The following is a 12,505-nucleotide window of genomic DNA, read 5'->3' as shown; positions in this document are numbered from 1 at the left end:
GAGTGAATGCAGTGTTATTTACAATAAGTACTTAGCACGCAGGATTTGAATGTCTTCATCGCTTACGTCTAATTCAGCTTGAATGTAATTAAGTACGCTTCCGTGTTGCTGCTCCATGCTCTCAATTGCAGATTCAAGTAAAGGCTGAGTAACCCCTTTAAGTGGCATCGCTACTTCTTTTGGTAGGCTGGCAAAAAACTGCATCATAGCTGCATATTTTGGGTCCATTTTGCCAGTGTCCTTAGCAAGCATATTTTCAAAATCGAGGTAGTCGTTTGATGCAAGATAGTCATTCATAATTGTCTGTTGATCAACGCCTAGCACAGTTAAAATCAATGCAGCACTGATACCTGTACGGTCTTTTCCTGCCGTACAATGGAACAATAAACCGCCATCTTTATTTACTAAGCGGTCGAACATCTGTGTGTAGTTTTGCTTTTGGTCTTCTACAATTCGCGGGTACATTTGTACCATCACATTTTCGAGCTTTTCACGGCTTAGGTTAGGGTCACGAAGCACTTTGCCGATTTGTCCCATATCAAAGTCCATTTCGTAGTCACGGTCGATGATTTCAACCTTATCAGCAGCCCACACTGTGACTTCTGAATCTCGCTCTGAATTAGCACGAAAATCAACAAGGGTATCGATATTTAAGCTATTGATAAGCGCATAGTCGTCGTTTGTTAGATTCGCTAAAACCCCAGAACGGTAAATTTTGCCCCATTTTACAGTGCGGCCATCTTGGGTTTTGTAGCCGCCTAAGTCGCGGAAGTTACGGCCACCTTCAAGTGGAATTAGTCGCGTTGTGGTCATAGTTACTTCACCATTTTCTGGTTTTACAAAAAAGTAATAACGCTGATGCTTATCACTTGGTGACCAATTAAATACATTGGTAGTAATATCATCAGCAATGAGTGTTGCATTCGTTAAATCTGGTGTTGTTGATACCAGAACATCAACAGCTGCAGAGACATCTTGCTGCCAGCTAATTTGGTAGTTTTCATTATTAAAATTAGTTTGTGCGGATTCAATAGCGACTTTAGGCGCAGTTGCTGTGCAAGCTGCAAGTGTTGATGAGACTAAAGCAGCAATGGCAATTTTTTTAAATATTGTTTTCATGGTTATTCCTTGGCTATTAGTCAGCTCAGAGCGATTAAACTCTGAGCTGAAAATTCAAAAGTAGGTTAGAAGTTGATGCGAACACCCGCCATATAACGGCGGCCGTAGCGTTCAATTTGGTTAGGGGTGGCTTCTGTGCCGATGTAACGCACGTCAATTTCATCGGTAAGGTTGTTGATGTTGGCGTAAAAACTCACATCTGAACCATACACAGGCTCTGCTAATGTGTAACTCAGTGAAAGGTCTAAACGGGTCTGTGCAGCCCAATATTCACCCATGCTGTCGTTTTCTGTGGTTGATAACCAATCATCACGATACTGATAATTTAAACGCGCGGAGAATAGGTCGTTTTCATAGTAAACAGAGCTGTTGAAAATCATGTCTGATGTGCCTGGTAAACTAAAGCTGCTACCTGAAAGCGTGGTAAATTCACTGTCTAAGAGGGTTAGGTTGGCAGAGAAACCAAAGCCATCCCAACTTTCAGAGATAAAATCGCTGGCTTGGCCAATAAAGTTAAGCTCGATACCTTGGAAGTGACCTTCGTCACCATTGATAAACCCTGTGTACTTCCATTGTTCACCGGCAAACTCACTGATGTAGTTACCTGCATCTACATAGGTCGTATCCGCATAAATTACATCATCAATGTGCCGGTAGAAAGCGCCTACTGCAACAAGGCTTGCATCGCCTGCATACCACTCTAATGACATATCAACGCCGTATGAAGACTCTGCCTCTAAGAACGGATTACCCCCCGAGATGGTTTGCTCTGTGGTATCAATCGATGCTGATGCGCGCCATTCATTGTAAGTAGGGCGGCTCATACCCGTTGAAAGTGCGGCTCTGAATTTAACTTGATCAGATAAATCAATATTTAAATTCACACTCGGCAATACTTCAGTGAAGGTATCAGAATGTTCTCCTTCTGGACCACTGCTGGTGTAGTCAGTACTTTCGATACGTACACCACTGACTAAAGAACCCCATTTGAATTGGTTGGTCACCATGGCATAGGCTGTAGTGTGTTTTCATCAATATTGATTTTGCTGGCGTTATCTGGGGTGACCGTAAGACCACCTGATGCGCTTTCTAAATCTGCTCTAAGCTGTTTATTGTCGAAGTAAGTGCCGTTAATGCTGTTTGTGAAATCTGTATGCCACGCTTGATCAGTTACATAGTCACTTGGATTGATCCCATATAGTGATCCCATGCCACCATTTGTGCCATAGCCCTGTGCTTCACGCTGGTCATGGCCTAGCCCCATTTTAAAGGTGTTGTTAAGCCCTGCGAAAGCAAAGTCAGTTTCTGCGTCTAGCTTAAATTGCAGGCTATCAATCGATAACGCACTGCCGTAAACCAGCAGCATTTCGTAGCCATAGTCTATATCGTTAAGTGAAGTGCCTGGTGCAAGTGTGACAAGAGGGTCGTTAATATCTGATACATCATAGCTTGCGACCGCAGCGCCATATAAACTGTAAGGCAGGGGTAAAAACACATCGTTTTCGGTTTTTGTGAAGTTTGTACGCGCTTCTAAAAACCAATCACCTAACTGGAGATCAGCGCCGAGTGTGTTGGTCCATGTTGAGTTTTCATATAAACCATACTCTAAAGAGCGGCTTACCATGGCAAGACCTGTGCCTGTTTCACCGGCAGCTAGATTGCTGCCCGCAGCTTCTGCACCGCCTGCAAAATCAAACACATACTGGTTGCGCTCTTCATGATCTTGGAATTTGCTGTACAGCGTACTAAAGAAAAAACGGTTCATTGAATCGCTCGGACGATATTCAAATCGGCCACCATAGGCTTCGTCTTCACGTTTTACTTTATAGCTACGCATATCAAGTTCGTTAACTAGAAGCTCTGAATCCACTTGTTCTAAGTCGAATTCGCGGTTATCCGTGATTTGTTCACGGCTGTTTTGTGATGCGAATAAACTAATACCTACATTTTCGCCTGACCATGACGTTCGCACTGAAAACTTACTAATATCACCATCTCCTAATGCTTGATTACCTAAACCTACATCAGTGGCTAGTGAGAAACCCTCGACATCAAACGGGTTAAAAGTTTCGATATTAATAAAACCAGCAATCGATTCGCCTGGCATATCAGGCATAATTGCTTTATTGGCAGATAAACGACTAGTAATAACAGACGGGAAGCTGTCAAAGCGCGGAATACGGCCATTTTCAGCGCCAGGAATGGTCATGCCATCTATGGCAATTGTGGTGTAACGAAATGGTGCACCGCGAAAGTTTATATAGCGGGCTTGGCCTTGATCGCGTTCAATAGCAAGGCCTGGAACGCGACCTAATGAATCTGCTAAGTTTTGGTCAGGAAAGCGGCCAATGGTATCAGCAGCGACAATATCAACAAAGTTAGAGGCAGATTGCTTTGCCATGATAGCTGCTTTTTGGCTGTCTTTTATAGGGGATGCAACAGCAACGACTTCTTCTATTTCGTTATAGTCGTTTGTCTGTGCTGCATAGCTATACGACGATGAACAGGCAAGTACTACGCAAGCCGCTAATCGATTTCGAGCAAATGGTGTCACTTGAATACTCCGGGTTATTTTGGATGTTTTAAAAAGTTGGGCAAAGAATGGAATAGAAATATTGCAGTTTGGTTAAACTGGCATCGTTATAAAAAACAGGGATATCTTTTAAATTTTAGTGTTTATTAAACAATGAGTTGGTAAATTTTAGAGATGTCTTTTTAGTTAATTTACTTAACCAAATAAGGGGACATGAAAGGTTAAATTTGATGTTTTTATGACAAATAAACTAACCCAATCGTTTTTCATAAGTTTGTAATACAAATGCTATAAATTAGTCATTTAAAAGACACCTTTAACAATAAAAAATGCCACGTAATTTTGTTTTCACTATTTTAAGACTGCTTATTGCCACACTGGTTTTACTGCCTGCCATGGTGTTTTTAAGCAAGCAAACAATTGAGCCTGTGGTTTTAAAAGAGCAATACAGTTACAGCTGCAAAGTAAAAAATACGAGCGGTAAAAAGCATTTTCATATTTATATGCCGACTAATTGGCAGGTTGAAGAGTTTGCGCAGACCTTATGCGATACGTTGCTCGCTAAGCAGAGTTTTGAAACTGTCACTGTGTATTGGCAACCCAGAGAAATGCTAAGTACAGAACAATTACTCAGTGACAATTATGCGCTTTTTCTAAATCGTGATTATGCCTTAAGTGGTCTACTGCCAAATTGGGATGATTTTTATACAGCAATATTAAGCTTGCCAAGTTATCAGATTTCATGGTTTTCACATCAAGACAATATGCAGCTTTCAGCAAATTCATTAAAGAATAAACGAATAGGTTTACTCGAAGACAAGCGCAGTGAGTCTGGTTATTTAGCCCCTATGAGTGAATTAAAACAGTTTGGTCAAGGGCTTGATAATGCACAATTGGTTTTTTACCCAAATAGAGAAAGTTTGGTTAATGACTTCTTGGCAGAAAAACTCGATATTATTCCGAGTGTCGGTCACCATGGGCAATTAAAGCGTTGGCCAGCTTCAAAAACACAGCCTTTACAGCATGTTTCATCAACCTTATCTTGGTACCTTAATGATCAATATGCTGATTTAGCGCCGTCGCTTGTAACCTATTTACAGCAATATCAGTCAAGGTTGTTAAAGGTTCATACCACGCATCCTTATAGTCTCGATAAGGGGCTAAGATGAATTACTTAAAAGCCCTTGTATTATTTTTACTTATTTTTGTTGGGCTGATTTATTTATCTGGCCAAAATGCTAAGCAGCAACTAATGATGACACTTGCAGAGCAGCTTCCTCAGGTTGTTAACCCTTCACTCAATAATGCCATAGATGAAAGCCAAGAACTTTCGCGCATGAGCCACTCACTAGTAGATGATTTACATGACATTACTTTTGTATCAAAGCTACCGGTTGACTTAGTGGCCTCTTTGACTGTAGCTGAGTTAAACCTAAGTAAAACAAAGCTTTCAGGAAGTAACACACTTAACTGGCAATTTGGTAATCACACTCTCTATGCAAGCATTGATAGCTCGGTTAACTTTAACTACTGGCTGGTGGCATTTTGGGCAGGTGCATTTACTGCACTAGGTCTACTTATTGATTATTTGTTCACGCTTATTTTTAAGTTTCAACCTTTCAGGCCAAAAGTATCTATACCTGATGCAGTAAACTCTGGGAAAGATAAGTTAAGCACAGCTATTGAAGAGTCACGCTGTTTTGATGGTTTAAAGCAACAGGGTTTAATAAAGGGTTTAACGGCACAGCAAGAATTACAATTGGCATCGCTTAAAGAGCAGCAACAATGTTGGTTTAGCATAGCCCTAAAGCAAGGTTTAAACATTGAACAAGCATTAAAAGCAGCAGAGGCTGATGATGCGTTATGCTTTGACTTAGCAAATCAGCAAGTAATTATTCATGGTGTGCCTATCCGGCTTTCAAAGACACCTTTACTTTATTATTTTTGGTATGCAAAAAGAAAGCTTGAAGCCGAGCCTGCTTATTTAAATCCGCCGCAGGGTAAGCCTGATCATAACAATGGCCAGCAGTTAGCCAAATTAATGCAGCAGTATGGCGGTCACCAAAAAGCGATACGTGATCTTGATGAAGGTTTAAAAGGTAAAACTTTAGATCAAAACCGCAATAAAATTAAAACTGAGCTGCAACGCGTGCTTGAAGGCTTTGCATGTAATTATCTTTTTGATAGTGAACGTGACGAACGAACTGCTCGCTATCGCTATAGCTTGAAGCTGCCAGCGTCTAAATTAAAGCTTGGCTCGTAGTTTTAACCTAGTAATTTGTTTTCTAACTCATAACTATTGCGCGAAATGAAATATTAGTTAGCCTTTAATGATTCATTGAAGGAGTGAAACTATGTTAAAGCGTAAAATAATAACAACAACGGGTGCTTTGTTTAGCTCATCGCTGTTATTGGTCTCGGCAGCTCAAGCCACAACACCTCAATATAAAGATCAACAAGCTTTGCATGATATTGCAAATGCTGTTTCTAAAACACGTATAGAGCAAGATATTCAAAAGCTGGTTGATTTTGGCACGCGCCATACTCTTTCTGAGACGAAATCAGATACACGCGGTATTGGTGCAGCTAGACGTTGGATCAAGTCTGAGTTTGAGGCGATTTCTAAAGCCTGCGGTAACTGCCTAGAAATCATCGAAGTAAAAGACACTATTTCCGGTGAAAAGCGTATTCCAAACCCGGTTGAAGTGGTCAATATTGTGGCTATTCAGCGCGGTCAAGTTGATGCGAATCGTATGGTTATGATGTCGGGTGATATTGACTCGAGAGTGTCTGATGTAATGGACTATACCTCAGATGCGCCAGGGGCTAATGATAATGCATCTGGTGTGGCTGGCGTGCTGGAATCGGCACGTGTTTTATCAAAGTATAAATTTAATGGCTCAATTGTTTATGCAGCTTTATCTGGTGAAGAGCAAGGCTTGTTTGGCGGTAAAATTTTAGCTAAATATGCACAAGAGCATAATTGGCGTGTTCATGGTGTTTTAAACAACGACATGATTGGTAATTCAACCGGCATTAATGGGGTAACAGATAACACAACTGCACGTATCTTCTCTGAAGGTACTCGCGTTATTGAAACCAAAGAGCAAGCCCATAAACGCCGTTTTACCGGTGGTGAAGTTGACTCTGCAAGTCGTAACCTTGCACGTTACATTGATACAATCGCAGATCGCTACATTGAAAATCTGGATACCATGTTGGTATATCGACTCGATCGTTTTGGTCGAGGAGGGCATCACCGTCCATTTAACGATGTTGGCTTTGCCGCTGTGCGTATAATGGAAACCAACGAAAATTATAATCAACAGCATCAAGACTTGCGTACTGAAGATGGCATTACCTACGGTGATACTATTGACCATGTTGATTTTGCCTATGCGGCGAAATTAACGTCACTTAATGCAGTGACGATGGCTTCAATGGCGTGGGCTCCAGCGCCGCCAACGGGTGTTAGTATTTCAGGTGCTGTAAAGCCAAGTACAACATTAGCGTGGCATAAAAGTGATGATCCAACGGTGGTCAGTTATAAAATTTATTGGCGTTACACCAGTGAGCCACAATGGCAATTTAGCCGCGATGTTGGCAACGTCACCGAAGCAACACTGAAAAATGTTGTTATCGATAACTACTATTTTGGTGTTGCCGCTGTAAACAAAGACGGTATTGAATCACCGGTTGTTTTTCCTGGTGATGTTGGCGCGTTTGAATGGCCAGACAAATCAACTAAATAGGAATCGTTAAGTCATAGCGGACACCACCCAGTTCGCTATGAACAGCTGTAATATGCCAGTTATGGGCTTCGACAATTTGTTTTACTATCGCAAGCCCAATGCCTGAGCCTGACTGTTTAACCGTTTTTAAGTCTGGTACTCTATAAAGATGGTCAAAAATCTTTGCTAAACTTTCATCGCTGACACCAGGGGCTGAATCTTCATAGCAGATTAAAAGCTGTGTTTGGTTTTGGCTAATCGTCAAATTAATCTTACCAGGGTGATTTGTGTACTTAAGTGAATTACTGATTAAGTTTGCAAATAACTGTGAAAGCCGTGTTGCATCGCACTCAAAGTTTAATTCATCAGCAACATTTTGTGAGAATCTCACTTCAAATTTATCAAGCTGGATCAGCATATCTGCGTGTAAGCTTTGGAAATACTCAGCTGCATTAATTGTTGTTACGTTGAGCTGAAAGCTACTTTGCTCTAAAAGTGAAATTTTATTTAAATCAGTTACTAAAGTTGCCATGTCGGTGATTTTTTGGTTGAGTTTTTCGTATGTAAGCTCATTAAATTGAGTTAAGCCTGCTTGGAGCGTTTCAAGGTGTAAGCGCAACCCGGTTAATGGACCACTTAACTCGTGAGCAACTTGTGATAATAACTTACTACGTTGACTGATTTGTTTATCTAGATAATTTCGGCGCTGTTCAATAAGCTGTTTTCTTTGTCTTACTCGTAATAAAGCAATGCCCATTACAGCTAAAAGAAGGCTAAATAATAAAATGCTGTATAAGATAGTTTGGCGCTGTGAAGCAATTGCTTGGCTTTTTTCATTGTCTTGGAGCTTTAAATCTTGAATGGCCAAATCGCGGTCGCGCATCGCAATGGAGTTTTGCAGCTCCGCTAAACGTTGATTGTAGTTGTTGCGGGCAAAGCCTTTTTCAAGCTCTGTAATAGTCCGTTGGTACGAAAATGCCTGTTTGTAATCAGCTTGTTGTACTGCCACAGTGATCAAATGTTCTAGGGCTGTGATTTGCTTTTGCAGCTTATTTTTTTGGTTGCTTAACTTGTAGGCTTGCTCAGCAAAATGTTTAGCTTGTTCGTGCTCAGTAGAGCCAATGTATAGCTTTGCTAATGTGAGTAATACATCAATATATAAGTGATCGTCTTGCTTGAGTTCAGTGATCACTTGTTTTTCAATGGTTAATGCCTGAGTTGCTTTATCGACTTCGAGCAAATTTATCGCAATATTATGGTTTGCCCAGGCAGTATTTCGTGTGCTGTTATAACTTGCGAACACCTGTTGAGCCTCTTGTGCGTATTCAAGTGCTGCATTGTAGTTTTTTAGCCCATATTCGCATTGGGATAGTTTAACTAAACTATGTCCGATATCAGAAAGTGAACCCGTTTGCCTATCAAAACTAAGGGCTATAATAAATTCGCTCTTTGCTTTTTCGTATTGTTCTAAATCTAAATAACTTTGGGCAATTGAATAACTTATGCCTGCTTGTAATGAGATGGACGGTGACATCTGCTGAATAACTTCACGGCGTTTTAGCTTATATTCTAGAGCAAGCGTAAACCGGTCTAACTGCTCAAGATTACGCGAATAACCATGGTAGAGCATTTCTTTTTGTTTTAAAGTTAATTCACGATTTTTGTCGTGTATATAAACCTCAAGCAAGTTCAAGGCTGCTTGATACTCGCCTGCATTATGATAAGCACTGACAAGGCTCGCCACGGCATCAATTTCATAATCGATAAGTTGTAAACGCTGAAACAGGGCGACATTTTGTTGCGATAAATTGATTGCAGATACTAAGTCACCTTCTCTGTAGGCGAGGCGGGCTTTTGCAAGATATAACTCGCTGTAAATGGGGGCGTCGCTTTTGTATTTAGGGCTTGCTTCAAGTTCATCAATGATAGTTTGCGCTTGTTGAAATTGGCCGAGGTGTATGTGAACGTGAATTAATCTAACGTTAAAACTGACTTGTTCTGCAAGGCTGGCGGACTCAATAAGCTTTTTATCGATGGCTTTTAAATAGTCATATCGTTTTTGGTAGTCACTGATTGTTCTGGCTTCATCAATGTTGTGTTGCAGTGTTGATGCAAAAGCACTGTTCATTGATAAGGCAAAGTACAGAATTACAGAGGCTTTAAGTTTCATAGTGGGGTTTATTATTATTTTTATTCCTAACTAGTCTAGCATGTCATTCTTTTAAGTGGGAATGATTTGCTTTTATAGCTAAAAAGAATTGCATTATGCAACTATGCCTCTTGCATCTTGCAAATACTCAGCCCAATTGTTCATAACGTCTTGTTTTAGAATGAGTTGTATTTTGGAATGGTTACTGCTTTGAGTAATAACACATCCACAGGAGAGTGTAATTATGAAAAGTAACATACCCGCTTACCTAATAACCGCACTTGCAACTGGCTTCGTAAGTGCAGCACCATTTGAACAGTGCCCAAGTAAGGCATTTTTAATTCAAGGTTCGCCTGCGCAAATGTATGGCGTTGACCTGGTATCAGCCAAAACCACCGTGCTTGCAGCGTCAATGGATTTTTCAACAGAAACGAATAACGACAGCGTTAATGCGGTTGGCTTTAATTATCAAGACCAATATATGTATGGCTTTAGTAAACAAGCACCAAAAAGTGTTGTGCGTATTGGTGACGATTATGTTTTACAACGTTTGACTGTAAATGGCCTGCCAGATACCAATTTTTATGTTGGTGATATTCATGTAAATAGTGAAACTAATCAGGCGATTTACTATTTATACCACCCTAAATTTGGTTTATATGGCATTGATTTAACTGAAGAGGCCGACGAGTATCAGGCACAATTAGTTGCAGGCTCAGCGAACTGGAATTTAGTTATTTATGATTTTGCTTTTCATCCACACAGCAATCTTTTGTATGCGGTTGAGTCAAACGGCGACCTCTATGAAATAAATTTAGATAACCAGACACCCACTTTTGTCGCTAACCTCGACATAGCAGGTGATACCGGTGCTAATGGTGCAGGCTATTTTGATGTACAAGGCCAGTTTTATTTTAGTAATAACCGCAGCGGTAAAATCCATAAAGTAGATTTGAGCACCAGCCCTGTAATGGGTTATACGCCTACTGCTTCAGTGTTTACCTTAGGGCCAACATCGAATCAAAATGATGGTGCACGCTGTGCTATTGCTGAAGTAAAAGTAACTGATAATTCTATCGACTTTGGTGATGCACCCATGCCATATAAAACAGCACTTGCTCATAGTGGTGCCCGCCATTTGTTTGACCCTAATGAAGACCAATCAAATTTAGTTTATTTAGGAGCCGTTGTTGATGGCGAAAATATTAACACACCTGCTGATTTACAGGCTTCACCGGTCGATAGTTCAGATGATGGTGTGAGATTTGTTACTGATTTTGTTGCAGGCTCTACCAGCCAGGTAATAGTGACCGCACCTAATGATAATGGCTATTTATATGCTTGGTTCGATTGGGATCAAAATTTCCAGTTTGATCCAGATGAAATCACAGTGAGCAAGTATCGCTTAAATCAAGGTGATAACAGTGTGCTGGTTGATGTACCGAGTGATGCTGTGATGGGAGCAACATGGGCACGTTTTCGTGTCACAGATGGCAGCGAAGCTAACCCAATTACCGCAAGTGGTGGGGTAACAGGCGGCGAAGTGGAGGACTATCCGGTAACCACTTATGGCAGTTTGGTATACCCAAGTGAGAATGGTTGGGTAACCCTTGCCTATGAAGATCAATGGCCTTTCGCTGGTGACTATGACTTTAACGATTTAGTTGTAAATTATCGTACTACATTGATTGATAAAGAAGGCCAGGCCATGGGCTACAAGATTGAAGGGGAATTAGTTGGCATTGGTGCTGATTTTCATAATGGCTTTGCAGTACGCTTGTACCAAACGATAGCCGATGGTGCTGATAAGCGAATATTAAGAAATCAGATTGATACAAGTTCAATTAATTTAACTATAGATGGCGAAACACAATCACATTCTATTTTAGAGCAAGGGGTTGAGGATGCTATTTTTATTATCATGCCAGATACATGGGATTTTACAGATAAGCAATCAAGCTGTAGTTACTTTAGAACTGAAACAGGTTGTGATACCAACAGCAAAGTTTCGTTTAGTTTAACCGTTTCACTTCAAAGTGGAGTGACCACAATTGAAGCGCCAAAATATACTTTAGACCCATTTATTTTCGCGGCTCAAGATCACTACCATGGTGAGTTTTTAGTTGGACAAAACCCACGTGGTTGGGAAGTTCATATTAAGAATCAACAACCAACCGAAAAATTCAATTCACAGTTATTTTCAATCACTGACTCTGATGATGCCAGTAATAGTGCTCAAAGTTATTATTTCCAAACTGAAACTGGTCTACCTTGGGCAATGGAGATTGGTAGCGCATGGGCGCACCCAAAAGAGAGTATTGATATAACACATGCGTATGATGACTTTAGAGCATTTGCTGAATCAGCAGGACGAGATAAGCCTCTTTGGTTTAATAATGCAAAACTTGCAAATGTTATTCTACGAGGAGAATAATCATGAAACATTATACTTTAGTAATCATTAGCTTAATGTTATCGGCGTGTGGTGGCGGTGGAGAAGGTAGTACTTCAACCAAGGCGGAAAGTACAACGGTTACGCAGACACCCACCACAAGTACTCCGCCACCAGAAACAACACCTCCAGAGACGAGTACAGATCCTGTGACAATGGTCGACTTAACAATTGCTCCTGAATTTGATTTAAGTAGCAAAATTGAGCTGAGTGTAGATGTAGATTTGAATATGGGTGATAGCAGAGCCTACTTAAATATCTGCTTAAAAGATGATGATAATAAAGCAGATTACAACCAATGCTTATTGCGCGCACCTTTAAAGCAAAGCAAGTTAACCTCGACTGTGATGCTTGCAAATAGTGCATTAGAGCTGGTGGCAGAAGTTTGGTTTTATGATTCTCAAAATGAGCCACTTCGTTTTCATTGGCAGCATGAAGAAGGGCAATCAGCAGTGTTCACTATTCGTTAAACATGAGTGATCGATTTTATGATTTATTCAGTTTAATTTTAATAGAGTTAA

Annotated in this window: 9 protein-coding genes; 5 read left to right on the top strand and 4 right to left on the bottom strand. The window is 40.6% G+C overall.

The window, feature by feature from the left end; all coding sequences use genetic code 11:
* Positions 1-18 precede the first annotated feature (18 nt).
* The 3 genes from C2M25_RS08415 to C2M25_RS08405 all read right to left on the bottom strand — a co-directional run bounded on the left by C2M25_RS08415 (position 19) and on the right by C2M25_RS08405 (position 3,673).
* Positions 19-1,119 carry a tyrosine-protein phosphatase gene (locus C2M25_RS08415; RefSeq protein WP_105180880.1) on the bottom strand — a complete coding sequence of 367 codons (1,101 nt, stop codon included), beginning with the start codon at positions 1,117-1,119 and terminating at the stop codon, positions 19-21.
* 65 nt (positions 1,120-1,184) lie between these two features.
* Positions 1,185-2,126, bottom strand: a complete 942-nt coding sequence (locus C2M25_RS08410) for a TonB-dependent receptor domain-containing protein (protein WP_105180879.1) — start codon at positions 2,124-2,126, stop codon at positions 1,185-1,187.
* The gene (locus C2M25_RS08405; RefSeq protein WP_105180878.1) at positions 2,120-3,673 is read right to left on the bottom strand and encodes a TonB-dependent receptor plug domain-containing protein; all 1,554 of its coding nucleotides are present in this window, start codon (positions 3,671-3,673) and stop codon (positions 2,120-2,122) included. Before C2M25_RS08405 ends, C2M25_RS08410 begins: the two co-directional genes overlap by 7 nt.
* A gap of 308 nt (positions 3,674-3,981) precedes the next feature.
* On the opposite strand from C2M25_RS08405, the gene C2M25_RS08400 reads away from it, so the two are divergent.
* The 3 genes from C2M25_RS08400 to C2M25_RS08390 all read left to right on the top strand — a co-directional run bounded on the left by C2M25_RS08400 (position 3,982) and on the right by C2M25_RS08390 (position 7,404).
* Positions 3,982-4,821, top strand: a complete 840-nt coding sequence (locus tag C2M25_RS08400) for a hypothetical protein (RefSeq protein WP_105180877.1) — start codon at positions 3,982-3,984, stop codon at positions 4,819-4,821.
* A complete protein-coding gene (locus tag C2M25_RS08395; RefSeq protein ID WP_105180876.1) occupies positions 4,818-5,915 on the top strand; it encodes a hypothetical protein in 1,098 nt (365 codons plus the stop codon). The genes C2M25_RS08400 and C2M25_RS08395 overlap by 4 nt, the downstream gene beginning before the upstream one ends.
* A gap of 91 nt (positions 5,916-6,006) precedes the next feature.
* The gene (locus C2M25_RS08390) at positions 6,007-7,404 is read left to right on the top strand and encodes a M28 family metallopeptidase (RefSeq protein ID WP_105180875.1); all 1,398 of its coding nucleotides are present in this window, start codon (positions 6,007-6,009) and stop codon (positions 7,402-7,404) included.
* Here the strand turns inward: C2M25_RS08390 and C2M25_RS08385 are convergent.
* Positions 7,397-9,553, bottom strand: coding sequence for an ATP-binding protein (locus tag C2M25_RS08385; RefSeq protein ID WP_063705015.1), 2,157 nt, complete (start codon positions 9,551-9,553; stop codon positions 7,397-7,399). The genes C2M25_RS08390 and C2M25_RS08385 overlap by 8 nt on opposite strands.
* A gap of 223 nt (positions 9,554-9,776) precedes the next feature.
* Between C2M25_RS08385 and C2M25_RS08380 the strand changes: the two genes are divergently transcribed.
* Both C2M25_RS08380 and C2M25_RS08375 read left to right on the top strand, forming a co-directional pair.
* Positions 9,777-11,966, top strand: coding sequence for an LruC domain-containing protein (locus C2M25_RS08380; protein WP_105180874.1), 2,190 nt, complete (start codon positions 9,777-9,779; stop codon positions 11,964-11,966).
* Positions 11,967-11,968: 2 nt separating this feature from the next.
* Positions 11,969-12,454: a hypothetical protein gene (locus tag C2M25_RS08375; protein ID WP_063705020.1), complete on the top strand. Its 486-nt coding sequence runs from the start codon at positions 11,969-11,971 to the stop codon at positions 12,452-12,454.
* Positions 12,455-12,505: the final 51 nt, after the last annotated feature.

This window comes from Pseudoalteromonas sp. T1lg21 (genome assembly GCF_002964625.1).
GTDB classification, from domain to species: domain Bacteria; phylum Pseudomonadota; class Gammaproteobacteria; order Enterobacterales; family Alteromonadaceae; genus Pseudoalteromonas; species Pseudoalteromonas gelatinilytica.
The sequence above is the reverse complement of the archived record's forward strand: the minus strand, read 5'-3'. Positions and strand labels throughout refer to the sequence as shown.

Bases quoted from the DNA above. Each gene is read 5' to 3' on its own strand.
- C2M25_RS08395 (WP_105180876.1), top strand. From the start codon at position 4,818: ATGAATTACTTAAAAGCCCTTGTATTATTTTTACTTATTTTTGTTGGG.
- C2M25_RS08375 (WP_063705020.1), top strand. From the start codon at position 11,969: ATGAAACATTATACTTTAGTAATCATTAGCTTAATGTTATCGGCGTGT.
- C2M25_RS08410 (WP_105180879.1), bottom strand. From the start codon at position 2,126: ATGGTGACCAACCAATTCAAATGGGGTTCTTTAGTCAGTGGTGTACGT.
- C2M25_RS08390 (WP_105180875.1), top strand. From the start codon at position 6,007: ATGTTAAAGCGTAAAATAATAACAACAACGGGTGCTTTGTTTAGCTCA.
- C2M25_RS08400 (WP_105180877.1), top strand. From the start codon at position 3,982: ATGCCACGTAATTTTGTTTTCACTATTTTAAGACTGCTTATTGCCACA.
- C2M25_RS08380 (WP_105180874.1), top strand. From the start codon at position 9,777: ATGAAAAGTAACATACCCGCTTACCTAATAACCGCACTTGCAACTGGC.
- C2M25_RS08385 (WP_063705015.1), bottom strand. From the start codon at position 9,553: ATGAAACTTAAAGCCTCTGTAATTCTGTACTTTGCCTTATCAATGAAC.
- C2M25_RS08415 (WP_105180880.1), bottom strand. From the start codon at position 1,119: ATGAAAACAATATTTAAAAAAATTGCCATTGCTGCTTTAGTCTCATCA.